This window comes from Rhodococcus sp. PBTS 1 (assembly GCF_001620025.1).
GTDB lineage: Bacteria > Actinomycetota > Actinomycetes > Mycobacteriales > Mycobacteriaceae > Rhodococcoides > Rhodococcoides kroppenstedtii.
In genome coordinates this window covers 369600-395739 of record NZ_CP015219.1, presented here as the reverse complement: position 1 = coordinate 395739, position 26140 = coordinate 369600, and the positions used below count along the sequence as shown (strand labels likewise).

The window sequence follows — 26140 nt, the reverse complement described above, 5'->3', positions numbered from 1 at the left end:
TCCTGGACTGTCGATGTCTGCGGTGTGCAGTCTTTTACGGTAGGTGGTGCCGGGACCGGCCGAGTCGGCCGGTCCCTTCGGTCCTGCGTTCGGAGACTATTCTCCGGTGGCCTTCGCGATGATCTCCTTCGAGACGTTCGCCGGAACCTCTGCGTAGGAGTCGAAGACCATGGAGTAGTTCGCGCGGCCCTGGGTGCGAGACCGCAGGTCACCGATGTAACCGAACATCTCCGACAGCGGAACCAGCGCCTTGACGACACGGGCACCACTGCGTTCCTCCATGGCCTGGATCTGGCCACGGCGGGAGTTCACGTCGCCGATCACGTCGCCCATGTACTCCTCGGGCGTGGTGACCTCGACGGCCATCAGCGGCTCGAGGATGACGGGGCCGGCCTTGCGGGCGGCTTCCTTCAGGGCCTGCGAACCGGCGATCTTGAACGCCATCTCCGAGGAGTCGACGTCGTGGTAAGCGCCGTCGATGAGCGTCATCTTCAGGTTCACCAGCGGGTAGCCGGCGAGCACGCCGTACTGCATGGCGTCCTGCGCACCCGCGTCGACCGACGGGATGTACTCGCGCGGAACGCGGCCACCGGTGACCTTGTTCTCGAACTCGTACGTCGCACCGTCCTCGCCGACGAACGGCTCGAGACCGATGATGACCTTCGCGAACTGGCCGGAGCCACCCGTCTGCTTCTTGTGGGTGAACTCGTGCTTCTCGACGGTCTTGGTGATCGTCTCGCGGTAGGCCACCTGCGGCTTGCCGACGTTCGCCTCGACCTTGAACTCGCGACGCATGCGGTCGACGAGGATGTCGAGGTGGAGCTCGCCCATGCCGCCGATGACGGTCTGGCCGGTCTCCTCGTCCAGCTGCACCGAGAAGGTGGGATCCTCTTCGGCGAGCTTCTGGATCGCGGTGCCCAGCTTCTCCTGGTCGGACTTGGTCTTGGGCTCGATCGAGACCTGGATGACCGGGTCCGGGAAGGTCATCGACTCCAGGATGACCTGCTGCTGCGGATCGCAGAGCGTGTCACCGGTGGTGGTGTCCTTCAGGCCGATCACGGCGTAGATGTGGCCGGCGCTGGCCGTGGCGACCGGGTTCTCCTTGTTGGAGTGCATCTGGAACAGCTTGCCCAGACGCTCCTTCTTGCCCTTGGTCGAGTTGATGACCTGCGAGCCGGAGTCGACCTTGCCCGAGTACACGCGGACGTAGGTCAGCTTGCCGAAGAACGGGTGCGTCGCGATCTTGAACGCCAGCGCGGCGAACGGCTCGTCCGAGGACGGGCGACGCGTGAGGATCTCCTCCTCGTTGTTCGGGGCGTGACCCTGCACCGACTCCACGTCCAGCGGGGACGGCAGGTAGTCGATGACGGCGTCGAGCATGGGCTGGACGCCCTTGTTCTTGAACGCCGAGCCGCACAGGATCGGGTAGAGCTCCGAGTTCACGGTGAGCTTGCGGATGGCGCCCTTGATCTCCTCGATCGAGAGCTCCTCGCCACCGAAGAACTTCTCGAGCAGCGCCTCGTCCGACTCGGCGACGGTCTCGAGCAGCTCCTGGCGGTACTGCTCGGCCTTCTCCTGCAGGTCGGCCGGGATCTCGCGGACGTCGTACTTCTCGCCCAGCTTGGTCTCGCCGGACCAGACCTTCGCGTTCATCTCGACCAGGTCGACGATGCCCTCGAAGCCGTCCTCGGCACCGATGGGGAGCTGGATGACCAGCGGCTTGGCGCCGAGGCGATCCTTGATGGTCTGCACCGTGAAGTAGAAGTCGGCGCCGAGCTTGTCCATCTTGTTCACGAAGCAGATGCGCGGCACGTCGTACTTGTCGGCCTGACGCCACACCTGCTCGGACTGGGGCTCGACGCCCTCCTTGCCGTCGAACACGGCGACGGCACCGTCGAGGACACGGAGCGACCGCTCCACCTCGACCGTGAAGTCCACGTGTCCCGGGGTGTCGATGATGTTGATCTGGTTGTCGTTCCAGAAGCACGTCGTGGCAGCAGACGTGATGGTGATGCCACGTTCCTGTTCCTGCTCCATCCAGTCCATCGTGGCTGCGCCGTCGTGGACCTCACCGATCTTGTACGAGATACCGGTGTAGAAGAGGATGCGCTCGGTAGTGGTGGTCTTACCGGCATCGATGTGGGCCATGATGCCGATGTTGCGGACCTTGTTCAGGTCGGTCAGCACGTCCTGTGCCACGAATTCATCCCGCCTTGGTGTTGGAAGAGGTAGTTCTCGGTCGGATCAACGCCCGGGCGGCGCCGGATAGTTCCGGCGCCGCCGGGCGTTACGCGATCACCAGCGGTAGTGCGCGAACGCCTTGTTGGCTTCCGCCATCTTGTGCGTGTCCTCGCGGCGCTTCACCGCGGCACCGAGGCCGTTGCTGGCGTCGAGGAGCTCGTTGGCCAGACGCTCGACCATCGTCTTCTCACGACGAGCGCGTGAGAACGAGACGAGCCAGCGCAGTGCCAGCGTGGTGGAACGGCCGGGACGAACCTCGACCGGCACCTGGTAGGTGGCACCACCGACGCGACGGCTGCGGACCTCGAGGGCCGGCTTGACGTTGTCGAGAGCGCGCTTGAGCGTCACGACGGGATCGGTGCCCGTCTTCTCGCGTGCCTGCTCGAGAGCCTGGTACACGATGCGCTCGGCGGTCGACTTCTTGCCGTCGAGGAGGATCTTGTTGACGAGCTGCGTGACCAGCGGCGATCCGTAGACCGGGTCGTTGATCAGCGGCCGCTTGGGTGCAGGTCCCTTGCGAGGCATGTCAGCTCTTCTCCTTCTTCGCGCCGTAGCGGCTGCGAGCCTGCTTGCGGTTCTTCACACCCTGGGTGTCGAGCGAGCCGCGGATGATCTTGTAGCGAACACCGGGGAGGTCCTTCACACGACCGCCGCGGACGAGCACCATCGAGTGCTCCTGCAGGTTGTGACCCTCACCGGGGATGTAGGCCGTGACCTCGACCGCGCTGGTCAAGCGCACGCGCGCGACCTTGCGGAGTGCGGAGTTCGGCTTCTTGGGCGTCGTGGTGTACACGCGGGTGCACACGCCGCGACGCTGCGGTCCGCCCTTGAGGGCGGCGGTCTTCAGTTTCGCGACCTTGTCGGTGCGACCCTTGCGGACCAGCTGGTTGATCGTTGGCATGAACCGGCTTTCTTCGTGTCGAGAATCAGGGATGGAAAGCAGTTGGGACAAGGAAGCGCTGCCCCTCACCCGGTACCGTTTCCGGCACTGCCACCGCGGGTCTTCTCACCCCGCGGTCGGGTGTGTCGCATACCCCCACACGGTAGCCATGGCGCTTGCTCGGCAAAGAACATGAGCACGGCTGTACCTCGTATAGGCACACAGACGGTCCGGACGCGCCGGACACAACCCACGACGATACCCGTCGGCGCGCCTGCGGGTCAAAACGCATCCCGATCGGGTACAGGGCGGGGTCGGTTGCAGGGAGGTCAAGCGCTCAGGTTGAGCGAGAGCTGCATCAGCCGCGTCGCCGCCTCGCACGGATCCGCCGGATTGCCCGGCCGGAACTGCACCCACCACCCGATCACCCCGGAGATCGGCGACGGCGCGCTCACCCCGCACGACGCCGGATCGTCGGGCTGCCGGATCTCGATGGCCCCGCGGGAGGACACCGTCACGTCCGTGACGGTCCACCCCATCCGTTCGTTCGCCTCCCGCTCGGCGGCGAGCGAGCCCGACTCGAACCAGTCGAACGTCACCTTGACCGCGCCGGCCGGCCCCGTGACGTCCCACCGACAGATCGCGCCGAGGAAGCCCTGATCGATGGCCGTGCCGCCGACCACGTCCGCGATCTGCTCCGGGGTGACGGTGTTGCACTCCTCGAGCAGCGACTGGAACTCCTGATCGCCGGCGGTCGCGCCCACCGGGACCGGTCGGCCCTCGATGGTGGAACTGCACCCGGTGAGGAGCAGCGCCCCGGCGGCGAGCGCGGCGAACGTCGCCCGCCGTGTCAACGTCGCCCGCCGTGTCACTGCGCGCGGGGTCACTACGCGCGGAGTCACTGCGCACGCTCCGCGACGGTCTCGAGCAGCTGGCGTCCCACCACGCACGGGTCGGCGGTGGGGGTGACGTCCGCGTAGGTGACCGACAGATGGACGAAGTCCGACCCGTACTGCAGCGCGCTCTCGCAGAGCACCGGCTGCCCGAGGGCGTCCTGGTAGAGGGCCTCGAAGCCGGACCGCCCCGCGATTTCCAGGTCCGCGGCCGGCCGGCCGATCAGTTCGGACCCCGCGCGCTCGCGGCCGATCGGACTGCCGCGGTACCAGGAGAAGCTGACCGACGGTCCCGTCGGACCGGAGACCTCCCACTCGCATCCGACCGAGTTGCGGGTGACCGTCGCGAAGGCGGGTACCGCGAACGCCTGCCGGACCTCGTCGTCGGTCAACTGTCCGCAGACCCCGAAGAAGGGCCCCGGCTGTGCGGCCGCGGTGGTCGTGGTCGGCCCGGCCGCGGTGTCGGACGTGCCGCCGCACGCCGTCAACGCCGCCGCCGCTGCCAGGCCTGCAGCCCACCGCCCCGGTCTCATGCCCGGCACCCTACAAGGAACGGCCGACCCGCTCGCCCCCGTCACGTCGCGCCCGTCAGGACGCGGCCGTCGGCAGCGGCAGGGACGCGTCCAGTACCGCCGCCCAGGCCTTGACGATCTCGCCGCGCCGTCGGGAATCGTCGCTGAGCACGTCGGCCAGTCCCAGCCCACGGGCGAGGTCGAGCGTGGCCTGGACCAACCGGTGGGTGCGGGGATCGGCGTCGTCGACACCGAGGTGGCGCACCGCGGTGCGGTGGGCCGCCCGGCCGAATTTGTCCTCGAGGGGCAGCACGCGCGCGCGGAGGTCGGGATCGGACGACGCCGCCGTCCACACCTGCAACGCCGCCTTGAACATCGGTCCCGTGTAGTACTCCACCAGCCGCGCGACGACGGCTTCGGTGCGCTCCGCACCGGTCGGCAGGTCGCCCTCCTCGGCCACCGCATCGCCCATCCGGGTGTCGAACATGTAGTCCAGCGCCGCCGTGATCAGGTCCTCGCGGGTGGGGAAGTGATGCTGGGTGGCGCCGCGCGAGACACCGGCCCGTTCGGCGACGTGACCGACCGTGGTGGGTCCCCATCCCTGCTCGGCGAGGGATTCGATGGTGGCCTCGAGCAGCCGCTGCCGAGTGGCCCGGCTGCGATCCTGCTTCGGCTCCCGCGGCGCGACCACGTGCTACCCCCTCACGACGGCCCAGGACGGTGGGCGCTTCTCCAGGAACGCCATCATCCCCTCCCGCGCCTCGGCCGACGCGAACAGGCGGGCGGAGTCCGCGGCGAGGGCGTCGGCGCGGCGATCGAACTCGTCGAGGACGGCGGCCGTGGTGAGCTTCTTCGTCTCGGCCAGGCCCTGCGGGGAGGACAGGCGGAACGACGCGAGCAGGGGCCGGGCCGCCGCCGCGGGATCGTCGGCCGTTTCGGTGATCAGGCCGTACGCGGCGGCCTCGGCCGGGCCCACCTTCTCTCCGGAGAGGAACAACCGACTCGCCGCCCGCGAGGTCAAGCGCGGCAGCACCGTCAGCGAGATGATCGACGGCGCCAACCCGAGCCGCGCCTCGGTCAGCGCGAACGTGCTGCGCGGCCCGGCGATCACGACGTCGCACGCCGCGATCAGGCCCATGCCACCGGCCCGGACGTGCCCGTCGATCAGCCCGACCACCGGGACGGGCGCCTCGACGACGGCGCGGAGCAACTCCACCATCTGCGCCGTCCGCGTGGCGGGGTCCGCGCCCGCCTCGGTGAGATCGGCTCCGGCGCAGAAGGTCCCACCGGTGTGCGTGAGCACCACGGCGCGGACGTCGGGGTCGGCCCCGGCCCGGCGCACCCCGTCCAGGACGCCGGCGACCAGGGCGGAGGACAGGGCGTTGCGGTTGTGCGGGCTGTCGAGCGTGAGGGTGACGACACCCGCGTCCCGCTCCTCACCGACCGGCGGCGGGACGGGCGGCGACTCGAGTGACTCCGGTGCCATCAGTAGCTCTTCGGCAGGCCCAGCGAGTGCTGGGAGACGAAGTTGAGGATCATCTCCCGGCTCACCGGAGCGACCCGGGCGATCCGAGCGGTGCCCAGCATCGACGCCAGTCCGTAGTCCGAGGTCAGGCCGGCGCCGCCGTGGGTCTGGATGGCCTGATCGAGCGCCTTGATGCTGGCCTCCGCGGCCGCGTACTTGGCCATGTTGGCGGCCTCGGCTGCCCCGAAGTCGTCACCGCTGTCGTAGAGCACGGCGGCCTTCTGCATCATGAGCTTGGCCAGTTCGAGCTCGATCTTGCACTGCGCCAACGGGTGCGCGATGCCCTGGTGGGCGCCGATGGGGGTCTTCCACACCTGCCGTTCCTTGGCGAACGTCACCGCGGCGTCGAGGGCGTAGCGGCCCATGCCGATCGCCATTGCCGCACCGAGGATCCGCTCGGGGTTGAGCCCGGCGAACAGCTGCGCAATCGCCGCGTCGGGCTCGCCGACCAGCGCGTCGGCCGGCAGTCGGACGTCGTCGAGGAACAGGGTGAACTGGTGGTCCGGCTCGACGATGTCCATGGCCATCGGCGTCGCGGTGAATCCCGGGGTGTCGGTGGGCACGATGAACAGCGCCGGCTTCAGCCCACCCGTCGCGGCGTCCTCGGTCCGCGAGACCACCAACACGGCGTCGGCCTGGTCCACCCCGGAGATGTAGATCTTGCTGCCGCGCAGCACCCACTCGTCGCCGTCCCGACGCGCGGTGGTGGTGATCTTGTGCGAGTTCGACCCCGCGTCCGGCTCGGTGATACCGAAGGCCATGATCGCGGATCCGTCGGCGAGCCGAGTCAGCCAGTGCTGCTTCTGATCCGGGGTGCCGTACTTGGCGATGATCGTGCCGCAGATCGCCGGGGAGACCACCACGAGCAGCAAGCCGGCGCCGAAGGAGGACATCTCCTCCTGCACGAGGGCGAGCTCGTAGATGCCCGCCCCGCCGCCGCCGTACTCCTCCGGCAGGTTGACCCCGAGGAACCCGAGGGCACCGGCCTCCTGCCACAGCTCGGTGAGCGGCTCGCCGCGGCGCGCCTTCGGCAGCACGTAGTCCATGTAGTTGTGCCGCTTGCCCAGTCCCGCGACGGCGGCGCGCAGACTCTTCTGCTCCTCGGTCTCGACGAAGCTCACGACTGTTCTCCTTCTCGGGATTCGGCTGTATCGGTTATCGGTGTATCGGTTGCCGCTGAATCGGTTGCCGCTGAATCGGGTTCGGCCACCACCGCGAGGACGGCGTCCACCTCGACCTGCTGTCCCACCGACACCGCCAGCTCGGTCACGACGCCGTCCGCGGGCGCCGTGACGGTGTGTTCCATCTTCATGGCCTCGAGCCACACGATCGGCTGCCCCGCCGTGACACGGTCGCCGACCGCGACGCCGAGCCGGACCACCGACCCGGGCATCGGCGCGACGAGCGAGCCGGCGGCGACGGTGGCACTCGGATCGACGAATCGGGGGCGACGCTCCAGCGCCACCGGACCGAGCGACGAGTGCACGGCCACCTGCGATCCGTGCACGATCACGGTGAACGTCCGTCGCACGCCGCCGTGGTCGAGGACCACGGACCGCGCGTCGCCGCGCACCAGCGCGCAGTCGTCGAGATCGGTCACCAACCCGTCGCGGCCGAGGCGATACTCGACGACGACGTCCTCCCCGTCCACCGTGTAGGCCGTGCGTTGGGGAACCGACGGCAGGTTCCGCCATCCGCTCGGCAACGACCGGCCCACCGGGGCGGCGGCACGACGGCCCGCAGCCTCGGCCAGTGCGGCCGCGAGTGCGGACAGGCGGAGCTCGTCACCCGCGACCAAGGGCCGCGCCAGCGCGGCGAGCCCGTGCGTGGTGAAGAACGCGGTGTCGGTGTCACCGGCGAGGAACGCCGGGTGACGCAGAACCCGCACCAGCAGATCGCGATTGGTGCGCAGGCCGACGAGGACCGCCCGCTCCATCGCGGACGCGAGGAGGGCGGCCGCGCGACGACGGGTGGGAGCGACCGCGATGACCTTGGCCAGCATCGGGTCGTAGTGCACGCCGACGACGCTGCCGCTCTCGACCCCGGAATCGACGCGCAGACCCTGAGCACCACCAGCACCGCCGGGCCCGAACGCGGGAACGTCGAACCGCACCGCGGGGCCGAGGTCCACCTCGTGCAGGGTGCCGCTCTGCGGCTGCCAGTCCCGCGCCGGGTCCTCCGCATAGAGACGCACCTCGATCGCGTGCCCGGTGGTGGGCGGCGGCTCGGCGGGCAGCGCGCCCCCGGCGGCGACGTGCAGCTGCAGCGACACCAGGTCGAGTCCGGTGGTGCATTCGGTGACCGGATGTTCCACCTGCAGACGGGTGTTGGTCTCGAGGAAGTAGAACTCGCCGCGCTCGTCGGCGAGGAACTCGACGGTTCCGGCGCCCTCGTAGTCGATGGCGGTGGTGGCGGCGCGGGCGGCCTCGAAGAGCCGTTCCCGCATGCCCGCCGTGCGTTCGACCAGCGGTGAGGGCGCCTCCTCGATCACCTTCTGATGGCGACGCTGGATGGAGCATTCCCGCTCCCCCACGGCCCAGACGGTGCCGTGACGGTCGGCCATGACCTGGACCTCGATGTGCCGACCCGTCTCGAGGTAGCGCTCGCAGAACACGGTGGCATCGCCGAACGCGGACAACGCTTCCCGCGCCGCGCCCTCGATCTCGCCGGGAAGCGAGGCGAGGTCGCGCACCACGCGCATTCCGCGGCCGCCGCCGCCCGCCGACGCCTTCACGAGGACGGGCAGATCGGCGTCGGTGACCGTCGCGGGATCGAGCCGGTCGAGCACGGGCACGCCCGCGTCGCGCATCATCGCCTTCGATTCGACCTTCGAGCCCATGATCTCGATGGCCTTCACCGGCGGTCCGATCCACACCAGGCCGGCATCCTGCACCGCGCGGGCGAACTCGGCGTTCTCGGAGAGGAATCCGTACCCCGGGTGGATCGCATCGGCGCCGGCGCGGCGCGCGGCGTCGATGACGAGGTCTCCGCGCAGGTACGTCTCGGCGGAGGACAGCCCCGGCAGTCGCACCGCGGCGTCCGCCTCGGCGACGTGCGGGGACTCGGCGTCGGCGTCGGAGAACACGGCGACGGTGCCGATGCCCTCGCGTCGGCACGTCGCGAACACGCGGCGGGCGATCTCGCCGCGGTTGGCCACGAGCACCCGGGTGACCGGGGTGTCGGGATCGGGGGGAGTCGTGGGTGTCGCGGGTGTCGTGGGCGTCGCGCCCGTCGGTGCAGTCATGGCGTCACATCCGGAAGACACCGAACTCGGCGGTGCCCTCGATCGGGGCGGAGGCGATGGCCGACAGGCACATCCCCACCACCGTGCGGGTGTCTCGGGGATCGATGACGCCGTCGTCGTACAGGCGGCCCGAGAGGAACATCGGTACCGACTCGGCCTCGATCTGGTTCTCGATCATCGCGCGCAGGCCGGCGTCGGCCTCCTCGTCGAACGCCTGCCCCCGCGCTTCCGCGGCGGCGCGGGAGACGATGGAGATGACGCCCGCGAGCTGCGCGCCGCCCATGACGGCGGACTTCGCGCTGGGCCAGGCGAACAGGAAGCGCGGGTCGAACGCGCGCCCGCACATGCCGTAGTGGCCGGCCCCGTAGGACGCGCCGAGGAGCACGGAGATGTGCGGGACGGTGGAGTTGGAGACGGCGTTGATCATCATCGCGCCGTGCTTGATCATGCCGCCTTCCTCGTACTCGCGGCCCACCATGTAGCCGGTGGTGTTGTGCAGGAACAGCAACGGGGTGTTCGACCTGTTGGCCAGCTGGATGAACTGGGTGGCCTTCTGCGACTCCTCGCTGAACAGCACGCCACGCGCGTTGGCGAGGATGCCGACCGGGAAGCCGTGCAGCTCAGCCCATCCGGTGACGAGCGACGATCCGTAGAGCGGCTTGAACTCGTCGAACTCGCTGTCGTCGACGATGCGCGCGATCACCTCGCGGGGATCGAAGGGGATCTTCAGGTCCGCGGGGACGATCCCGAGCAGGTCCTCCGCGTCGTACCGCGGCGGCAGCACCTCCGCGCGAGGTGCGGGGCCGGCCTTGCGCCAGTTCAACCGGGCGACGATGGAACGCCCGATGCGCAGGGCGTCCTGCTCGTCGACGGCGAGGTGATCCGCGAGGCCCGACGTCCGCGCGTGCATCCGTGCGCCGCCCAAGGATTCGTCGTCGGTCTCCTCGCCGGTGGCCATCTTCACCAGCGGCGGACCGGCCAGGAACACCTTCGACCGCTCCTCGATCATCACGACGTGATCGGACATACCGGGGATGTACGCACCGCCGGCGGTGGAGTTGCCGAACACCAGCGCGATCGTCGGAATGCCCGCGGCGGAGAGCCGAGTGAGGTCGCGGAAGATGCGGCCGCCGGGGACGAACACTTCCTTCTGGGTCGGAAGGTCCGCGCCGCCGGACTCGACCAGCGAGATCACCGGCAGGCGGTTCTGCAGCGCGATGTCGTTGGCGCGCAGCGTCTTGCGCAGCGTCCAGGGGTTGCTGCTGCCGCCGCGGACAGTGGGATCGTTGGCAACGATCAGGCACTCGGTTCCGCTGACGACGCCGATGCCGACGACGACGGACGCGCCGACCGGGAAGTCCGACCCCCAGGCCGCCAACGGGCACAGCTCGAGGAACGGTGCATCCTCGTCGACGAGCAGTTCGATCCGCTCCCGCGCGGTGAGCTTGCCGCGCGCACGGTGCCGGGCGACGTACTTCTCTCCGCCGCCGGCGAGGGCCTTGGCGTGCTCGGACTCGACCTCACCCAGCTTGGCGCGCATGGTGTCCGCGGCGGCGGCGAACCCGTCGCCCGCGACGTCCAGCCGCGAGACCAACGCCGTCATGCGGTGTAGCCCAGACGCTTCGCGGCCAGCGAGGTCAGGATCTCGGTGGTGCCGCCGCCGATGCCGATGATGCGCATGTCGCGGTACTGCCGCTCCACCTCGCTCTCCGCCATGTAGCCGAGCCCGCCGAAGAGTTGGACCGCCTGCGAGGCCACCCACTCGCCGGCTTCGACAGCGGTGTTCTTCGCGTGGCACACCTCGGCGATCCCGTCCGTCTCGCCTGCGACGTAGCGGTCCACCAACGCGCGGGTGTAGGTGCGGGCGACGTCGATCCGACGATGCATCTCGCTGAGCGCGTTCTGCACCGACTGGCGGGCGATCAGCGGCTTCCCGAAGGTGCGTCGGTCGCGGGTCCAGGCCGCGGTGAGGTCGAGGCACCGCTGCGCGGACGAGTACGCCTGCGCCGCGAGCGCCACCCGCTCGGAGACGAACGCCTGCGCGATCTGCCCGAACCCGGAGTTCTCCGCCCCGACGAGGTTGCGCACCGGCACCCGGACGTCGGTGAAGGACAGCTCCGCGGTGTCGGAGGCGCGCCAGCCCATCTTGTCGAGCTTGCGGGACACCTCGAAACCCGGTGTCCCACGCTCGATCACGAGCAGCGAGACTCCGGCGGCGCCGTCGCCACCCGTCCGGACCGCGGTGACCACGAAGTCGGCCCGGCAGCCCGAGGTGATGTAGGTCTTGGACCCGTTCACCACGAACTCGTCACCGTCGCGAACCGCTCTCGTGGTCAGGTGACCCACGTCGGAGCCGCCGCCCGGCTCGGTGATCGCGAGCGACCCGATCGCCTCGCCGGCCAGCGTCGGTCGGACCCAGCGGTCGACCTGGTCGGGGTCCCGCGCGCCGACGAGGTGGGGCAGCGCGATCCCGCACGTGAAGAGGGACGCGAACACGCCGCCCGAGGCGCCCGCCTCGTGCATCTCCTCGCAGATGACGGTGGCGTCGACGACGGTGCCGCCCTCACCCCCGACCGCCTCGGGGAACGGCGCCCCGAGCAGGCCCAACTCGGCGGCCGCGCGGTGGAGGCTGCGCGGGATCTCCCCGTCGCGCTCCCACTCGGCCTGGTACGGCGCGACGTCGCGGTCGACGAACGCGCGGACGGTCTTGCGGAGCTGCTCGCGCTCCGGTCCTCCCCAGGGGGTCATGCGGGTGCTCCTGATGTGGTGGTGTCCTGTGCAGTGGTGTCCTGCGCAGTGGTGTCCTGCGCAGTGGTGTCCTGCGCAGTGGTGTCCTGTGCGGTGGGGTCCTGTGCGGCGCTCTCGCGCACCAGATGTCGGGGGATCGGGACGTGCCGGGATCGCAGCCACTCCCCGAGTCCCTTGGCCTGAGGATCGAAGCGCGCGCCGGACGCGACGCCGGCGCCCAGCAGGCCGTGCACGACGACGTTGATGGCCCGCAGGTTCGGGAACTCGTACCGGTGCAGGGTCAGTGTTGCCGTCTCGGGCAACAGCTGCCGGATCGCGTCGACGGTGAGCCAGCCGCGGAGCCACTCCCACTCGGCGTCGGTCCGCACCCAGACGCCGACGTTGGCGTCGCCGCCCTTGTCGCCGCTGCGGGCCGCGGCGAGCGTGCCGAGCGGCAGCATCACCGTGTCGGTATCGGATGGGCCGGCGGTGTCCGATCGGGCGACGGCGTCACCGGGCACGTCGGGATCGTCGGACACGGGGGTGGTGACGGTCGGCGCCGGAATCGCCACCCGCGTGCCGTCGGGCAGTACGGCGGTGTGCTCGGGGACCGACTGCTCGACGTACCCGGCCTCGAAGACGCCGTAGGGCGACCCGTTCCCCGGCGGCGCGGTGACCGCGAAGCCGGGGTAGCTGGCGAGAGCCAGTTCGATGGCCGCACCCGAGAAGCGCCGCCCGACGACGGCCGGGTCGGGGTCGCGGACGACCACGCGCAGCAGGGCGCTGGCCGCTTCCTCGGTGTCGGCGTCGGGGTGGTCGGTGCGGGCGAGGGTCCACTCGACCTGCGCGGGCGGCGGCACCAGCGCGTCGGTGAGCTGCGCCCGGACCAACGCCGCCTTGGCGTCGACGTCGAGCCCGGTGAGCACGAACGTCGTCTCGTTCCGAAATCCGCCCACCGTGTTGCGGGAGACCTTCAACGTCGGCGGCGGCGCCTCGCCCCGCACACCCGCGATCCGCACGCGGTCGGGGCCGTCGTCGCTCAGGGCGACGGTGTCGAGTCGGGCGGTGGCGTCCGGTCCAAGGTAGCGCGGCCCGGTCACCTCGTACATCAGCTGGGCGGTGACGGTCCCGATCGTCACCGCGCCTCCGGTTCCGGGGTGCTTGGTGATCACCGACGATCCGTCGGCGTCGATCTCGGCGATCGGAAAGCCGGGCCGACGGAGGTCGGGGACCTCGGTGAAGAAGGAGTAGTTGCCGCCGGTGGCCTGGGTGCCGCACTCGATCACGTGCCCGGCGACCACGGCGCCGGCCAGAGCGTCGACGTCGTCACGGGTCCATCCGAACCGCGCGACCGCGGGTCCGACGACGACGGACGCGTCGGTCACGCGTCCGGTCACCACCACCTGCGCTCCCGCGTCCAGGCAGCGCGCGACGCCGAAGGCACCGAGGTAGGCGTTGGCGGTCAACGGCGAGCCGAGCCCCAGCGCGTCGGCGCGGTCGAGCAGATCGTCCCCCTCGACGTGAGCGACGGCGACCGTGATGCCGAGGCGGTCCGCCAGGGCGCGGATCTCGTCCGCCAACCGCGCCGGTGCGAGACCACCGGCGTTGCTGACGAGCGTCACCCCGCGCTCGACGGCGGTGCCGAGACAGTCCTCGAGTTGCCGCAGATAGGTCTTGGCGTAGCCGCGGGTGGGATCCTTCAGGCGGTCGCGGCCGAGGATCAGCATGGTCAGCTCGGCCAGGTAGTCGCCGGTGAGGACGTCGAGCTCGCCCCCGTCCAGCATCTCGCGCATGGCCGAGAACCGGTCGCCGTAGAACCCGGAGCAGTTGCCGACGCGCAGGGCGGTCACGGTGCCGTCCCCGCCGTCTCCGCCGGCCCCGCCGTGCCCGCCGTCTCCGTTCGCGGGGCACGCCCGCTACCCGGCGCCCCGGCGAAGGCCTGCGCGATCGTCAGCCACTCCTCGGCGTCGCCGCCGCGGGCGACGAGCGCGGTGTCGTCGCGGTGGACGCGCTGGGTCACGAGCAGGCAGAAGTCCAGCGCGGGTCCACTCACCTGCTGGTCCGCGTCGTCCGGTCCCCAGGTCCATTCCGAGCCGTCGGGCGCGGTGAGGGCGACGCGGACGGGCGCGGCCGGCGCCGGGCGACCGCGGAGCGAGTAGGCGAACTCGCGCGTCCGCACACCGAGGTGGGCGACGTGACGCAGGCGGGCGGTCGGTTCGCGAGGCACCCCGAGGGCGTCGGCGACGTCCTGTCCGTGCGCCCAGGTCTCCATGAGTCGGGCGGTGGCCATGGACGTGGCGCTCATCGGCGGGCCGAACCAGCGGATACGCGTGCCGGCCGGGACGTCCGGCAGAACGGTGAGCAGTTGCGAGCGCCCGAGACGCCACCGGGCCAGCAGCGTGCTGGGCTGCTCACCCGCGAGATCCGCGGCAGCGGCGTCGACGAAGCCCGCCGGATCGGCGAGCGCCTCGGCGATCACGGCGTCGAACGCCGCGGCGGCGTCCTCGTCGCCCGCGGACCCGGCCGCGGTCAACGCCGCGACGTGATCGGTCCAGTGCAGGTGCGCGATCTGGTGGGCGACGGTCCAGCCGTCGGCGGGAGTGAGCGTGCGCCACCCCGCCTCGTCGACGTCGGTGAGCAGGTCGTCGAGGGCGTCGCCCTCGGCGCGGAGGTCCGCCAGCACGGCGGCCGTGTCGGCCATGGGAGCACCGTGCCAGCGACCATCGAAAAAAGCAAGCACGCTTGCTTTGTTAGGCCGACACGCTGTTCTTGTGATCCATCACAGAACCTTGACGGGGCCCACTCTTCCCCTCCCGCCGGGACGAAGTCCTGGTTTACGGTGACCGGACCGGGCAGTCCGCCCTATACCGCATGACTCCTCGGCACGCCCACCGACGCGCCGAGCGCACCGACCGAGCATGACCTGAAGGGAACGGGACCGACATGGCACCAGGACCGGAGGGCATTCCGCAGCCCTTTCCCCAGCCCCTCCCGCAGACCTACCCCCAGAGCTACGGGCAGGGCGGCGCGTTCGGCGGCGCGGGCGCGTTCGGCACCGCGTTCACCCCGTCCGCTCCCTCACGGGCGTACGCGTCCCCCCGCCCGGAGTCCTACCCCTCGGCGGACTCCGTCGCGGACATCGGGAGTGACCCGCGCGACGAGCGGGACGACGACGCCCCTCGCGGCCTGCTGGAGAGCCGGTACGAGTGGATCGTCGGAATGATGTACTCGTTCACCGACGAGCGGGTGGTGCGCGTCCTCATCGCGCTGTTCACCGCGGGTATGGGCGTGTGCGCGACCCTCGAAATCCTCTTCGGCTTCGGCGCGCGCACCCAGCCGGCCCTCGGCATCCAGATCGGCTGTGGTGTCTTCGCGTTCACCGCCGCGCTGTGGTGGCTGGTGATCTCCTGGCCACGCCTCTGGACCCTGTTCGTCTTCGTGGTCCTGGCCGACATCGGTATCGTCGCCGCCAACCTGACGGCGGACATGCCCCCCGAGTTCGCGATCGGCAAGACCGCGTTCCTCGCGGTACTCGGTCTGGTCGCAGGAATTTTCCTCGACCGCTGGATGCTCGCGACGCACATGGTGCTCAGCGCCGGCGGCGTGACGGCCATCATCGGGTGGAAGTTGTTCACCACGGACGTGCCCGTGCTGGGGGCCATGGTGGTGTGGGTCCCGGTAGTGGCGCTGACCATCGCCATTCCGGTCCTGCTCTACACCTTCGTCCGCGCCGTGCGGCTCGACCAGAACTAGAGACGCGGTCGACCGCACCTAGTCGTCGATACTCGACATGTCTCCGTAGCGCGCCCCCACGACGGCCGACGCCGGCACCGCGGCCTCCAGCTCGTCCAGGATCTCCTGGGTGGCGGCCACGTCCAGGGCGCCGACGTTCTCCTCGAGATAGCGCACCCGCTTGGTTCCGGGGATCGGCGCGACGTCCGCACCCTGCGCCAGCACCCACGCCAGCGCCAGCTGACCGGCCGTGCAGCCGAGCCGCTCCGCAATGGTCCGCACCTGCGCGACCAATGCCAGGTTGGCCTCGAGCGCCTCGCCCTGGAACCGCGGGAAGTACGACGTCCGGCGCGAATCCTGCTCGGCCAGCTGCGACTCCTTCTCGATGGCTCCGGTCAGCAGTCCGCGCCCGAGGGGCGAGTACGGCACCAGACCGATGCCCAGCTCCCGCAACGTCGGCAGCACCTCGGCTTCGATGTCGCGGGTGAAGAGGGAGTACTCCGTCTGCACGGCGGTGATGGGGTGGACGGCGTGCGCGCGGCGAATGGTGGCCGCCGACGCCTCGGACAGACCCAGATGGCGCACCTTGCCGGCCTGGACCAACTCCGCCATGGCCCCGACGGTGTCCTCGATCGGAACCGACTTGTCCACGCGGTGCTGGTAGTACAGGTCGATGTGGTCGACGCCGAGGCGCGACAGCGACGCGTCGCACGCCGACCGCACGTACTCGGGGCTGCCGTTGATGCCGAGCCTGGTGCCGTCGGGCAGACGCTCGTTGCCGAACTTCGTGGCCAGCTGCACCTCGTCGCGTCGCCCGGCGATCGCCTCGCCGACCAGTTCCTCGTTGACGAACGGGCCGTACATGTCGGCGGTGTCGAGGAAGGTCACGCCGAGATCGAGGGCGCGGCGGATGGTCTCGATGCCGGACGCCCGGTCGGTCTCGCCGTAGAACTCGGACATGCCCATGCAGCCGAGTCCGAGGGCCGACACGGTGAGGGCCGACTGCGTGCCGAGTGTGCGCTGAGGGAGGGTCATACCGTCCACAGTAGGCCGGGTCCGTCGGCCCCGGCTCGTGCCTCGTCTAGCGGAACAGCGGCCACTTCCGCTTGCGCGCCAGCTGGTCCATCCCCTCCTGGATGGTGCGCCGGACCTCCTCGTACTTGGCCTGCACGTAGTCCTCGTCGTCGACGAGCGCGAGGTCCGGCTCGACCGTGACCGCGGGCATGAACCGGGTACGGATCTTCGCGGGCAGCGGAATCTGCGGGAGGGCGGCGGGCGCGACGATCCACGGCAGCGACACGGCGATCGGGAAGACCTTCAGACGCGCGATGCGATCGAGTCGGAGCGTCCGTGACAGGCGGTCTCCCTTGATGAGAACCGGCATCGCGTCGCCGCCGCCCACGGTCGCGATCGGCACGATGGGGACCCCGCACCGGATGGCGAGTTTCACGAATCCGGTGCGCCCGGCGAGCGTCGCCACGTCGCGGTCGCGCCACGGACGAAGCGAGTCGACCTCCCCGCCCGGCCAGACGATGACGTCGCGGCCCGCGGCCAGCGCGGTCGCCATGGAATCGGGAGCGGCCGGGAGAACTCCCATCGAGCGGAAGAGCCCGCCGATGAGCGGGAAGGCCATCAGCGCGTCGTGCGCGGTGCCGTGCAGGGGCCGATCCGGGCCGAACCGCCGCCACCACTGCGCCCCGACCGTCCACGCGTCCCAGACGAACGGTGCGCCGGTGTGCACTCCGACGAGGAGGACGGGCGCGTCGGGGACGTTCTCCCACCCGTCGATCTCCATGCGGAAGTACTTGTCCACGAGCGGGTTCCACAGCCGCTCCTGCTTGCGCATGCGGTCGACGTCCTGGTCGTCCAGAGCCCAGTCGCCCGCGCGGGAGGCGACCACGCCGGACAGACCACCCGACTGCGCGGCACGCTTGTCCTTCATGTGCAGGCGCGCGGCGGCGGCCACCCGCTCGGCCTGATCCGCCACCTCGGTGTCCCGCTCGGTGCTCTCGCTCATGACGGGCGAACCTACTCCCGGCGAGCCGGGGCCGTGGGGGTTCGGCGATGCGTGGTGACGGGTCAGGAACGGGTGGACGAGCGGGTGACGAGGCTCCAGTGCGCCGTCGTGTCGACCTCGGCACCCAGCGCGATGCGTGCGGCGATGCGGCCCTGCTCGTGGAGCGATTGCGCCACGGTGGTCAGACCGGCATCGGCCGCCTCGGTCGAGTCGTCCCAGCCCACCACCGAGACGGCCCCCGAGGCGACGTCGCCGCCCAGCTCGGCCATCGCCCCCAGCGCCAGCTCGTCGCTCATGGCGAGCACGGCGTCGGGACGGTGGACGTCCCGGTACTCGGTCACGGCGCGGCGTCCCTCGGCGCGGAAGCTGCCCGCACCGAACACCACCGGGACCTCCGCCCACGACAGACCGGCGGCCTCGGCCGCGGTGCGGTAGCCGCGGAGTCGGTGGCGGGTGACAGGAAAGGCGACGCGATCGGGATCGGGACCGTGGACGACCTCCCGACGCCGGCCACGATCGGCGGGGAACGACAGGACCATCGGCCGTCGGGCGCCGCGTAATCCCTCCCGCGCCACCGTCTCGGCCGCCGCGGTGTCGTCGATGGTGACCACGGCGGCGCCCGCGTCGGCGGGCCCACCCTGGACACAGACGGGCCGGCCGGTCGCGACGGCGGCAGCCAACGCCGGGTCGTCGTCCACCGTCGTCCAGAAAACGTACCCGTCGACGGCGGCGTCGCGGACCCGGTGCACCGCGACGCCGTCGCGCGCGTTCGGCAGCAACACGAGGCCGGTGTCGGTGTCCAGGCACGCGTCGGCGATGCCGGAGAAGAACCTGCGCGCGTGCGGATCGTCGAACGCGAACGTCAAGGTCTCGGTGAGCACCACCGCGAGATCGTTGGTGCGGCCGCGGCGGAGCGACTGCGCGCCGCGGTGGGGTCCGGTGTACCCGAGCGTGTCCGCGGTGGCCAACACGCGCCGTCGGGTCTCGTCGGACACCCGGTCCGGCCGGCCGAAGGCGTAGGAGACGGTCATGACCGACACGCCCGCGGCGGCCGCGACGTCGGCCATCGTCGTGGCGCGGCGGCGTGGATCGGGTAAAGAACCGGACATCGCGCCGACTGTACCGGGCCCGCGGTGGCCGTCGTCTGCCCTGCTCCGCAGCCTGTGTATCGTTACACACATGCTCACCGGTTCCCCCGCGCCCGCCGGCGCGCAGCGATCCTCCACCCCCGCTCTGCTGGTCCTGGCGGCGACGGCGTTCGTCTACGTCACCGCGGAGACGTTGCCGGTGGGTCTGCTGCCGGAGATGTCGGGCGACCTCGGCGTGAGCGAGGCCGCCGTCGGCCTGCTGCTGACCTTCTACGCCTACGCCGTCGCCGTGGTCACGCTTCCGCTCATGGCCGCCGTCCGGTCGTGGAATCGCCGCACGGTCGTCGTCGGGACCGCCGCCGCGCTGGCGGTCTCGCAGTTGGTGTCGGCCGTCGCCGTCGGCTACCCGATGCTCGTGGCGGCCCGCTTGATCTGCGCGGCCACGCACGGAGTGTTCTGGGCGGTGGTCGCTCCGGTCGCGGCGTCGCTGGTGGTGCCCGGCCGTCGCGGCAAGGCCATCGCCCTGGTCTACGCGGGCACGTCGCTCGCGCTGGTGGCGGGCAATCCGCTCACCTCCGCGCTGGGTCAGTGGGCGGGGTGGCGCGTCGCCGCCGCCACCCTCGGCGTGATCGGGCTGATCATCACCCTGGCGCTCGCCCGGTTGCTCCCCACTCTCCCCTCGGCGCCGCGGGCCGACCGTCGGACGAGCGGCGGACGGACCCGGGTGGCGCCGGCCCTCGTCCTGCTGTGCGGCGTGACGCTGCTGGCCGTCCTCGGCCACTTCGCGGGCTACACCTACTTCGCCCTGATCGTCGAGCGCGCGCTGGGATCGACGGGCGGGGCGGTGTCGGTGATGCTCTTCGTCTACGGCCTGGCCGGCGTGGTCGGCATCTGGCTGATCGGCCGCACGTACGACCGTCGCCCGTGGCTCTCGTCCGTGGTGGTCCTGTCGACGGTGACGGCCGCGGTCGGCGTCCTGCTGCTCCTGCTGGCTGTCCCGACGGGAGCCACTCCGGTCCTGGCCGTGGCCGCGATCGCGCTGTGGGGTCTGGCCTTCACGACGATTCCCGTGTGCATCCAGTCCGCCGTGTTGCACTCCGCACCCGCCGGATCGGCCGACGCCTACTCGGCCGTGTACGTCGTGACGTTCCAGGTGGGCATCGCCACGGGCGCGCTCATCGGCGGCGGCCTGATCGACGCCCTCTCGATCACCGCGGTCCTGGTGTTCGCCGTTGTCGTCCTGATCCCGGCGACGGTGGCCGTCGTCGCCGGACGGTCGGCGTTCCCGGCCCCCGCACGGACCTCCGCGCCGGCTACTGCCCCCGCATCCGTGCCCTGACCTCCCGCAGGGTCCGGGGCCGGACACCCGATTCCCGACGCGCCTTGCGTCGACAGATCACCACGCCCGTCGCGGCGACGATCCACACGACGTACTGGGTCGACCACGCCACCCGGAACGCGTCGACGCTGTAGCCGCCGAACGCATTCAGGATCGCGCCCATGGCCTGCATGACGAGCAACGACGCGAGGAAGCCGCCGATGTTGACCATGCCCTGGGCGGTGCCCAGGGCGACGGACGGGTTGAAGGTGCGGGCGTAGTCGAACCCGATGGCCGACCCGGGACCGCCGACGGAGATCACCACGATCAGCAGGACCAGCAGCCACAGCGGCGCCGGTCCGGGCAGCGCGAGCACGATGCCCCACATCACGGCGTTCGAGGCCATGATCGCCAACACCATCCAGGACCGCCGCATCGGATAGCGGCCACTGAGCATCCCCACCACGATGCCCGCGACGATGGCCGAGACCACCGACACGGTGAGCAGCGCACCGGCCGTCGCCGAGGACAGTCCCTGCGCCGAGGTCAGGAACGGCACGCCCCACATGAGGGCGAAGATCGTGATGGAGAACTGGGTGCCCATGTGGGAGAAGAAGCCCAGGCGGGTGCCCGGCCGGGACCAGACCGTGCGGATCGAGGCCATCGTGTCCCCGAACGTCACCCGCGGTCCGGTGACCTGCGCGCCCTCGGGAGCGTTCGAGACCACGGCGAACACCGCGACCGCGACGAGCACCCCGCTCGCCGACGCCGCACCGTACGCGGCGGTCCACCCGACGTCGTGCAGCACCAGGACGAACGGCACCGCCGAGAGCACCTGGCCGAACTGACCGAGGATGCCCGTCAGCTGCGAGACGACGGGCACCTGCCGCGGGCCGAACCACTGCGGCACCAGGCGCAGCACCGAGATGAAGGTGACGGCATCGCCCACCCCGACCACCGCCCGCGCCGCGACGGCGACGGGCAGGGACTCGGTGAGGGCGAGGGCCAGTTGACCGGTCGCCATGATCAGGGCGCCGGCGACGATCATCGCGCGCGACCCGACGCGATCGAGCAGCACGCCCGCCGGAATCTGCATCGAGGCGTACACCACCACCTGCAGGACGACGAACGACGAGAGCAGGGACGGGCCGGCGGAGAAGCGGTCCGCGGCATCGAGTCCGGACACCCCGAACGACGTCCGGTGCAACACCCCCACGGCATAGGCGAGGACACCGGTTCCCCAGACGATCCATGCACGCATGCCGCTCAGTGTCCCGGGTAGAGTTCGGCCCCATGACCGACGGTGCGCGGCTCCCCCGCACGATCCTGGTGCTCAACGGCCCCAACCTGAACATGCTGGGTACGCGCCAGCCCGAGGTCTACGGATCGGACACGCTCGCGGACGTCGTGACGCTGTGTCGACGCACCGCCGAACCGCACGGGGTGGTCGTCGAATCGGCGCAGTCCAACCACGAGGGCGAGCTCATCGATTGGATCCACGGTGCGCGCGGGACCGCCGGGGGCATCGTGATCAACCCGGGCGGGCTCACCCACACGTCGGTGGCGTTGCGGGACGCGCTGGTGATTCCGGAGGTTCCCGTGATCGAGGTGCACATCTCGAACGTCCACGCGCGCGAGGAGTTCCGGCACCACAGCTACGTCTCGCCGATCGCGACGTCGGTGATCGCCGGCTGCGGCATCCGCGGGTACGCCTACGCCGTCGAGGAGCTGTGCCGGCACCTCCACACCGGTGAGCGTCCGCACGGAGACGCCGCGTGAGCGCCGCGTCTCCGGGGTCCGCCGCATCACCCGACGCCGCCGCATCGCTCGCCGCCACCTACGAGCTGGCCCCGCAGCCACCGTCGGGCGAGGGGTTCGAGACAGGGTGGCCCGTGCGCGCCGGGGACGTCGACACGGCCAACCGACTGCGGTACGACTCGGTGGCGCGGTACCTCCAGGACATCGGCTCCGACAATCTCGACGCGTCCGGTCTGGGCGACACCGACCCGTTCTGGATCGTCCGTCGCACGGTGATCGACGTGGTGCGCCCGTCGGTGTGGCCGGAACGAGTGACGTTGCGCCGCTGGTGTTCCGGGCTCTCGACGCGGTGGTCGAACATGCGCGTCGACATCACCGGGGACAAGGGGGCGCTCATCCGCACGGAGGGGTTCTGGATCTCCGTGTCCATCACGTCGGGCATGCCCACCCGCATCTCCGACGAGGGCCTCGCTCTGCTGTCGCGCACGACGGACGAGCACCGGCTGCGCTGGACACAGTGGATGCGCGACGTGGCGCCGGAACCGTCCGCGGAGGACCGGACGTTCGTGCTGCGCGCGACGGATCTCGACGCGTTCGATCACGTCAACAACGCCGTGTACTGGCAGGCCGTCGAGGACGTGCTCGCGGCGTCACCGGACGTCGCCACGATCACCGGCGGGCCGCACCGCGCCGTCATCGAGTACCTCGGCCCCATCGTCGCGGGGGACACGATCACGCTCCGGCACCGGCGACATCGCGACGGGGCCGCCGACGCGCTCACCGTGTGGTTCCTCGTCGACGGCACGGTGCGCACCATCGCGCGGGTCCTCGCCTACCAGGGCAGTCTGTCCAGCCAGGCGAGCACCATCTCCTCGTAGGCGATACCGAAGTCGAGCGTCGCGGCGGCGTAGGGGTCGGTGACGTGCTCGGCCGACGCGCGGTAGCGCGCGAGATCGTCCCGGTGGGCGGCGCGATGTTGCTCGATCGCCTCGGTCAGCCGGGGCTCGGGCACGTGCTCGCCGAAGGACAGGAACAGCAGCAACGGGTGGCGAATCACCTCCGGCCCCGGCAGGTCGGCGATCCACCGGGCGAACGCGTCCCGGCCCGCGTCGGTGAGCTCGTACGGCTTGCGGTCCCGGGCCTCGGTAGGGAGTTCGCGCACCGCGCCGGACCGCGCGAGACCGGCGAGTTCGCGGTACACCTGCGATCGGGTGACGGTCCAGAAGCCGCCGATGCACTCCTGCGCGGTCACCGTCAGGTCCCACCCCGACTGGGGGCCACGGTGGAGGAAGCCGAGCAAGGACGCCGCGGTCGGATTGAGCGGCGACGCCGCGGTGGGGTTGAGCGGTACAGCGGTATCGCGTGGGGCAGGGTCGGCCATGCCGGCCATCGTCGCACATCTTGACAGTCCACTGTGGACGATGCAGGCTGAGGTTCACCGTCCACTGTGGACGGTAAATCCCGGAACGAGGTGACCGATGACCGGACCGCTTTCCTCACCCACGCATCTGGACGACCGGATCAGCAGGACCGTCGACGCCCTCACCGCCGCCGTCGGCGACGGTCGGATCACCCTGGACGAGTTCGACCGCCGGTCGGCCGCCGCGGTGGCGGCCACCGACCGCATCGAACTCGACGCCCTTCTGCGTGACCTGCCACCGGCGCCGCCGCGACCGGTCCGGGTGCGCACGCTCCTGGCCGCCGCGTGGGCGCACTGGGCGCTGGTGAACTCGATCTGCCTGGTCGTCTACGTCGCGATCTGCCTGTCGGCGGGCGAGTTCCACTACCCCTGGCCGGTGTGGGTGCTCGGGCCGTGGGGCGCGGTGCTCGTCGTCCACACCGTGGGCGCGACGGTCGCCGCGCGTCGGGGCGTCACGACGCTGCCGACGTGGTCCTGCCGATCTGTTCCCGAGCCCTACGCGAGGGGGACGAAGTCCCGCAGCGCGTCGGCGAAGCGGTGCGGCTGATCCACCGGAAGCAACGTCCACGCGTCGTCGATCTGCACCCGCCGGGCGTTCGGGAACAGCTGCTCCAACCGTTGTGCGTGCGCCGGCGGCATCATGCGGTCCTCGGTTGCCCAGACGACGAGGACGGGGCGATCGAACGTCGACAGCCGGGACGCCCACTCGAGCAGGGTCGAGCGGGTCGGGGTGCCGACGCAGAACTTCCTGAGGTCACGCCTGATGTCCGCGCTGCGAGTGGCCGGGGCGAACCAGTCGTCGAGCACCCCGTCGGGGATCCCGGCTTTGCTCAGCCCACCCCAGGCCCGCTTGTCGTGGCGGACGACCCGCGTGCCCAACAATCCGAGGAACAGACGCGTGCCGCCCGGAACGCGACACAAGGCCACGGCCGGGCGAGCGGGCCGCGGGGGGAAGTTGTCGAACGCCTCGCACGACGCGAGCACCAGGCGTCCCACCCGGTCGGCTCGGCCGTCGGACACCAGGAACTGCCCGCCACCCCAATCGTTGAGGATCACCGTCGCGTCGGTGAGATCCAACGCGTCGAGGACGTCGGCCAGGATCCGGGCGACGCCGAGCTGCGACAGATCGGCGTCGGGTCTCATCGGGGTGCGGTGCGCCCCCAGCGGCAACGTCGGCGCGATGCAGCGGTAGTCGCGCTGCAGCAGCGGAATCACCGAGCGCCAGAGGGTCTCGTTCATGAGCAGCCCGTGCGCGAAGACCAGCACCGGGCCGTCGCCGCCGGTGTCGGTGTAGTCGACGGGCCCGGCCGGCAAGTCGATCCGCGGCATGCATCCCCCTCGGTCGTGCGATCCGATGCCGGGGAATCTACGCCGAGGGACCGCCAGGGTCAGCGCGGTCGGAGAATCGCCCCAGCCGACGCAGATCGATCGGCTGTCCGTCCCGTGGGTACGGCAGCGAGGTGAAGTCGATGGGCGTGGCCGATGGGTTCGGCACCGTCCAGGTGAAGGTGCGCAGCAGGTGGTGCAGGACCATCACGATCTCGATCTGGGAGAAGAACTGACCGAGGCACGTGTGCACGCCGCCGCCGAACGGCTGCCAGGCGTACTTGTGCGGCAACGGGCGGCCGTCGAACCGCGACGGGTCCCACCGTTCGGGGTCCGGCCACCACGTCGCGTCGTGATGGGTCCAGTGGGGAGTAGCGGCCACCATGGTGTCCGCCGGGACGAAGTGCCCCTGGATGTCGGTGTCCCGCAGCGTCCATCGCACCATCGTGGGCAGCGGCGCCAGGATGCGCAGCGACTCCTTCATGACCGCCGCGAGATCGGTGAGCTGCGCACGCACCTCGGGGTCGGTGACGTCGTCTCCCACGGCGAGCGACTGCTGTCGGCACCGCTCCTGCCACTCCGGATGGCGCCCCAGTTGATCGACCATCGTCGAGACGGTGATGGTGGACGTGTCGTGCGCGGCCATGAGCAGGAAGACCATGTGGTCGACGATCGCGTCGTCGGAGAATCGGGTGCCGTGCTCGTCCTCGAGCCGCGCCAGCACGGAGAACAGGTCCGTGCCCGATCCCGCCCGTCGTCGAGGAAGGTAGTCGCGCAGAAACGATTCGAGGTAGCGCCGACCCCGGAGCCCGCGCCGCCACCGCCCACCGGGAACGTTCGCTCGCACGAGCGCTGTCGCCGCCTGCACACAGTCGACGAAGGCGGCGTTCACCCGGGGTAGGCGATCGTCGTCGGGATCGACGCCGCCCATGAACACCTCGGTCGCCAGGCCCAGCGTCAGGTTCTTGGTGGCGGGATAGACCCGAAAGTCGGTGCTGGGCTGCCACTCTCGCACCCCGCACGCGATCAGGGGATGCATCGTCGCGGTGTAGTCCGCCAGGCGCTCCTTGGTGAACGCCTGTTGCAACAGTCGACGGTTGGTCCGGTGCTCGCCGGCGTCCATCAGCATGAGGCCGCCGTCGAAGAAGGGGCCGATCAGAGGCCGCCACGCGTCCTTGTTGCCGAAGGCCTTGTCGCGGTTGGTGAGGACTTGCTCGCAGCCGTCGGCCCCGAGCACGGTGACCACCCGTCGCCCGGCCATGACGGACCACGACACCGGGCCGTACGCCTCGCACTGCGCATTCCAGAGGGCGAGCGGGTCGCGGATGTAGCGCAGCGTCTCACCGATCCAGGGAATGGAGCGACCGCCGGGAACGGGGCGCAGACCGCTGTCGACGGGTGGGGCGGCGAGGGCGTGGGCCATGTCGGCTCCAATCTGACAGGATAATCTGTCAGATGT

25 protein-coding genes are annotated in these 26140 nt (G+C 70.6%); 5 read left to right on the top strand and 20 right to left on the bottom strand.

Going from position 1 to position 26140, the window contains the following annotated elements:
• Positions 1 to 96: 96 nt before the first annotated feature.
• The 13 genes from fusA to A3Q40_RS01875 all read right to left on the bottom strand — a co-directional run bounded on the left by fusA (position 97) and on the right by A3Q40_RS01875 (position 14723).
• Entirely contained in the window at positions 97 to 2199 is a 2103-nt protein-coding gene (gene fusA, locus A3Q40_RS01935; protein WP_068099558.1) for an elongation factor G, read from the bottom strand.
• A 96-nt stretch (positions 2200 to 2295) separates the two neighbouring features.
• Positions 2296 to 2766: a 30S ribosomal protein S7 gene (gene rpsG, locus A3Q40_RS01930; RefSeq protein ID WP_027504615.1), complete on the bottom strand. Its 471-nt coding sequence runs from the start codon at positions 2764 to 2766 to the stop codon at positions 2296 to 2298.
• 1 nt (position 2767) lies between these two features.
• Positions 2768 to 3142 (bottom strand): 30S ribosomal protein S12, encoded by a 375-nt coding sequence (rpsL, locus tag A3Q40_RS01925; RefSeq protein ID WP_068099557.1) that lies wholly within the window; start codon positions 3140 to 3142, stop codon positions 2768 to 2770.
• Between the two features lie 308 nt (positions 3143 to 3450).
• Positions 3451 to 4023 carry a DUF3558 domain-containing protein gene (locus A3Q40_RS01920; RefSeq protein ID WP_442971298.1) on the bottom strand — a complete coding sequence of 191 codons (573 nt, stop codon included), beginning with the start codon at positions 4021 to 4023 and terminating at the stop codon, positions 3451 to 3453.
• Positions 4020 to 4547: a DUF3558 domain-containing protein gene (locus A3Q40_RS01915; RefSeq protein WP_068099556.1), complete on the bottom strand. Its 528-nt coding sequence runs from the start codon at positions 4545 to 4547 to the stop codon at positions 4020 to 4022. Before A3Q40_RS01915 ends, A3Q40_RS01920 begins: the two co-directional genes overlap by 4 nt.
• A 55-nt stretch (positions 4548 to 4602) precedes the next feature.
• Positions 4603 to 5217: a TetR/AcrR family transcriptional regulator gene (locus A3Q40_RS01910; protein WP_068099555.1), complete on the bottom strand. Its 615-nt coding sequence runs from the start codon at positions 5215 to 5217 to the stop codon at positions 4603 to 4605.
• Positions 5218 to 5220: 3 nt separating this feature from the next.
• The gene (locus A3Q40_RS01905) at positions 5221 to 6012 is read right to left on the bottom strand and encodes an enoyl-CoA hydratase family protein (protein WP_068099554.1); all 792 of its coding nucleotides are present in this window, start codon (positions 6010 to 6012) and stop codon (positions 5221 to 5223) included.
• Entirely contained in the window at positions 6012 to 7172 is a 1161-nt protein-coding gene (locus tag A3Q40_RS01900; protein ID WP_068099553.1) for an acyl-CoA dehydrogenase family protein, read from the bottom strand. The genes A3Q40_RS01905 and A3Q40_RS01900 overlap by 1 nt, the downstream gene beginning before the upstream one ends.
• Positions 7169 to 9295, bottom strand: a complete 2127-nt coding sequence (locus A3Q40_RS01895) for an acetyl/propionyl/methylcrotonyl-CoA carboxylase subunit alpha (protein ID WP_082833704.1) — start codon at positions 9293 to 9295, stop codon at positions 7169 to 7171. The genes A3Q40_RS01900 and A3Q40_RS01895 overlap by 4 nt, the downstream gene beginning before the upstream one ends.
• A 4-nt stretch (positions 9296 to 9299) precedes the next feature.
• Positions 9300 to 10898 (bottom strand): acyl-CoA carboxylase subunit beta, encoded by a 1599-nt coding sequence (locus A3Q40_RS01890; protein WP_068099552.1) that lies wholly within the window; start codon positions 10896 to 10898, stop codon positions 9300 to 9302.
• Complete coding sequence (locus A3Q40_RS01885) at positions 10895 to 12043, bottom strand: acyl-CoA dehydrogenase family protein (protein ID WP_068099551.1); 1149 nt, start codon at positions 12041 to 12043, stop codon at positions 10895 to 10897. The genes A3Q40_RS01890 and A3Q40_RS01885 overlap by 4 nt, the downstream gene beginning before the upstream one ends.
• Positions 12040 to 13815, bottom strand: coding sequence for an acyclic terpene utilization AtuA family protein (locus tag A3Q40_RS01880; protein ID WP_082834046.1), 1776 nt, complete (start codon positions 13813 to 13815; stop codon positions 12040 to 12042). Before A3Q40_RS01880 ends, A3Q40_RS01885 begins: the two co-directional genes overlap by 4 nt.
• A 53-nt stretch (positions 13816 to 13868) precedes the next feature.
• Complete coding sequence (locus A3Q40_RS01875; protein ID WP_068099549.1) at positions 13869 to 14723, bottom strand: TIGR03084 family metal-binding protein; 855 nt, start codon at positions 14721 to 14723, stop codon at positions 13869 to 13871.
• A gap of 242 nt (positions 14724 to 14965) precedes the next feature.
• On the opposite strand from A3Q40_RS01875, the gene A3Q40_RS01870 reads away from it, so the two are divergent.
• Entirely contained in the window at positions 14966 to 15775 is an 810-nt protein-coding gene (locus A3Q40_RS01870) for a hypothetical protein (RefSeq protein WP_068099548.1), read from the top strand.
• An 18-nt stretch (positions 15776 to 15793) separates the two neighbouring features.
• On the opposite strand, the gene A3Q40_RS01865 is transcribed toward A3Q40_RS01870, so the two are convergent.
• From A3Q40_RS01865 to A3Q40_RS01855, 3 genes are all read right to left on the bottom strand, one after another.
• On the bottom strand, positions 15794 to 16789 hold the full coding sequence (locus tag A3Q40_RS01865; protein ID WP_068099547.1) for an aldo/keto reductase: 996 nt from the start codon (positions 16787 to 16789) through the stop codon (positions 15794 to 15796).
• A gap of 46 nt (positions 16790 to 16835) precedes the next feature.
• Positions 16836 to 17771, bottom strand: coding sequence for a lysophospholipid acyltransferase family protein (locus tag A3Q40_RS01860; RefSeq protein ID WP_068099546.1), 936 nt, complete (start codon positions 17769 to 17771; stop codon positions 16836 to 16838).
• 62 nt (positions 17772 to 17833) lie between these two features.
• Positions 17834 to 18880 carry a LacI family DNA-binding transcriptional regulator gene (locus tag A3Q40_RS01855; RefSeq protein WP_068099545.1) on the bottom strand — a complete coding sequence of 349 codons (1047 nt, stop codon included), beginning with the start codon at positions 18878 to 18880 and terminating at the stop codon, positions 17834 to 17836.
• Between the two features lie 70 nt (positions 18881 to 18950).
• Here A3Q40_RS01855 and A3Q40_RS01850 point away from each other — a divergent pair, with 70 nt between their 5' ends.
• Entirely contained in the window at positions 18951 to 20198 is a 1248-nt protein-coding gene (locus tag A3Q40_RS01850; RefSeq protein ID WP_068099544.1) for an MFS transporter, read from the top strand.
• Here the strand turns inward: A3Q40_RS01850 and A3Q40_RS01845 are convergent.
• Positions 20173 to 21438: an MFS transporter gene (locus A3Q40_RS01845; protein WP_068099543.1), complete on the bottom strand. Its 1266-nt coding sequence runs from the start codon at positions 21436 to 21438 to the stop codon at positions 20173 to 20175. The genes A3Q40_RS01850 and A3Q40_RS01845 overlap by 26 nt on opposite strands.
• Before the next feature lie 32 nt (positions 21439 to 21470).
• On the opposite strand from A3Q40_RS01845, the gene aroQ reads away from it, so the two are divergent.
• Both aroQ and A3Q40_RS01835 read left to right on the top strand, forming a co-directional pair.
• Complete coding sequence (gene aroQ / locus A3Q40_RS01840) at positions 21471 to 21956, top strand: type II 3-dehydroquinate dehydratase (RefSeq protein WP_068099542.1); 486 nt, start codon at positions 21471 to 21473, stop codon at positions 21954 to 21956.
• Entirely contained in the window at positions 21953 to 22813 is an 861-nt protein-coding gene (locus A3Q40_RS01835; protein ID WP_082833702.1) for an acyl-[acyl-carrier-protein] thioesterase, read from the top strand. Before aroQ ends, A3Q40_RS01835 begins: the two co-directional genes overlap by 4 nt.
• Here the strand turns inward: A3Q40_RS01835 and A3Q40_RS01830 are convergent.
• The gene (locus A3Q40_RS01830) at positions 22768 to 23316 is read right to left on the bottom strand and encodes a PadR family transcriptional regulator (protein ID WP_068104894.1); all 549 of its coding nucleotides are present in this window, start codon (positions 23314 to 23316) and stop codon (positions 22768 to 22770) included. The two genes, A3Q40_RS01835 and A3Q40_RS01830, sit on opposite strands and share 46 nt — an antisense overlap.
• 97 nt (positions 23317 to 23413) lie before the next feature.
• Here A3Q40_RS01830 and A3Q40_RS01825 point away from each other — a divergent pair, with 97 nt between their 5' ends.
• The gene (locus A3Q40_RS01825; protein ID WP_068099541.1) at positions 23414 to 23902 is read left to right on the top strand and encodes a DUF1707 SHOCT-like domain-containing protein; all 489 of its coding nucleotides are present in this window, start codon (positions 23414 to 23416) and stop codon (positions 23900 to 23902) included.
• On the opposite strand, the gene A3Q40_RS01820 is transcribed toward A3Q40_RS01825, so the two are convergent.
• Together A3Q40_RS01820 and A3Q40_RS01815 are read right to left on the bottom strand one after the other, a co-directional pair.
• A complete protein-coding gene (locus A3Q40_RS01820) occupies positions 23851 to 24684 on the bottom strand; it encodes an alpha/beta fold hydrolase (protein WP_068099540.1) in 834 nt (277 codons plus the stop codon). The genes A3Q40_RS01825 and A3Q40_RS01820 overlap by 52 nt on opposite strands.
• Before the next feature lie 37 nt (positions 24685 to 24721).
• Positions 24722 to 26104: a cytochrome P450 gene (locus tag A3Q40_RS01815; protein ID WP_068099539.1), complete on the bottom strand. Its 1383-nt coding sequence runs from the start codon at positions 26102 to 26104 to the stop codon at positions 24722 to 24724.
• Positions 26105 to 26140: the final 36 nt, after the last annotated feature.

What these genes read in the sequence shown, in the direction of transcription:
- rpsL (WP_068099557.1), bottom strand. Translation starts at nt 3,142, where the DNA reads ATGCCAACGATCAACCAGCTGGTCCGCAAGGGTCGCACCGACAAGGTC.
- A3Q40_RS01855 (WP_068099545.1), bottom strand. Translation starts at nt 18,880, where the DNA reads ATGTCCGGTTCTTTACCCGATCCACGCCGCCGCGCCACGACGATGGCC.
- aroQ (WP_068099542.1), top strand. Translation starts at nt 21,471, where the DNA reads ATGACCGACGGTGCGCGGCTCCCCCGCACGATCCTGGTGCTCAACGGC.
- A3Q40_RS01880 (WP_082834046.1), bottom strand. Translation starts at nt 13,815, where the DNA reads ATGCGCGAGATGCTGGACGGGGGCGAGCTCGACGTCCTCACCGGCGAC.
- rpsG (WP_027504615.1), bottom strand. Translation starts at nt 2,766, where the DNA reads ATGCCTCGCAAGGGACCTGCACCCAAGCGGCCGCTGATCAACGACCCG.
- A3Q40_RS01865 (WP_068099547.1), bottom strand. Translation starts at nt 16,789, where the DNA reads ATGACCCTCCCTCAGCGCACACTCGGCACGCAGTCGGCCCTCACCGTG.
- A3Q40_RS01870 (WP_068099548.1), top strand. Translation starts at nt 14,966, where the DNA reads ATGGCACCAGGACCGGAGGGCATTCCGCAGCCCTTTCCCCAGCCCCTC.
- A3Q40_RS01895 (WP_082833704.1), bottom strand. Translation starts at nt 9,295, where the DNA reads ATGACTGCACCGACGGGCGCGACGCCCACGACACCCGCGACACCCACG.
- A3Q40_RS01830 (WP_068104894.1), bottom strand. Translation starts at nt 23,316, where the DNA reads ATGGCCGACCCTGCCCCACGCGATACCGCTGTACCGCTCAACCCCACC.
- A3Q40_RS01890 (WP_068099552.1), bottom strand. Translation starts at nt 10,898, where the DNA reads ATGACGGCGTTGGTCTCGCGGCTGGACGTCGCGGGCGACGGGTTCGCC.
- A3Q40_RS01885 (WP_068099551.1), bottom strand. Translation starts at nt 12,043, where the DNA reads ATGACCCCCTGGGGAGGACCGGAGCGCGAGCAGCTCCGCAAGACCGTC.
- A3Q40_RS01850 (WP_068099544.1), top strand. Translation starts at nt 18,951, where the DNA reads ATGCTCACCGGTTCCCCCGCGCCCGCCGGCGCGCAGCGATCCTCCACC.
- A3Q40_RS01825 (WP_068099541.1), top strand. Translation starts at nt 23,414, where the DNA reads ATGACCGGACCGCTTTCCTCACCCACGCATCTGGACGACCGGATCAGC.
- A3Q40_RS01820 (WP_068099540.1), bottom strand. Translation starts at nt 24,684, where the DNA reads ATGCCGCGGATCGACTTGCCGGCCGGGCCCGTCGACTACACCGACACC.
- A3Q40_RS01845 (WP_068099543.1), bottom strand. Translation starts at nt 21,438, where the DNA reads ATGCGTGCATGGATCGTCTGGGGAACCGGTGTCCTCGCCTATGCCGTG.
- A3Q40_RS01905 (WP_068099554.1), bottom strand. Translation starts at nt 6,012, where the DNA reads ATGGCACCGGAGTCACTCGAGTCGCCGCCCGTCCCGCCGCCGGTCGGT.
- A3Q40_RS01915 (WP_068099556.1), bottom strand. Translation starts at nt 4,547, where the DNA reads ATGAGACCGGGGCGGTGGGCTGCAGGCCTGGCAGCGGCGGCGGCGTTG.
- A3Q40_RS01875 (WP_068099549.1), bottom strand. Translation starts at nt 14,723, where the DNA reads ATGGCCGACACGGCCGCCGTGCTGGCGGACCTCCGCGCCGAGGGCGAC.
- A3Q40_RS01860 (WP_068099546.1), bottom strand. Translation starts at nt 17,771, where the DNA reads ATGAGCGAGAGCACCGAGCGGGACACCGAGGTGGCGGATCAGGCCGAG.
- A3Q40_RS01815 (WP_068099539.1), bottom strand. Translation starts at nt 26,104, where the DNA reads ATGGCCCACGCCCTCGCCGCCCCACCCGTCGACAGCGGTCTGCGCCCC.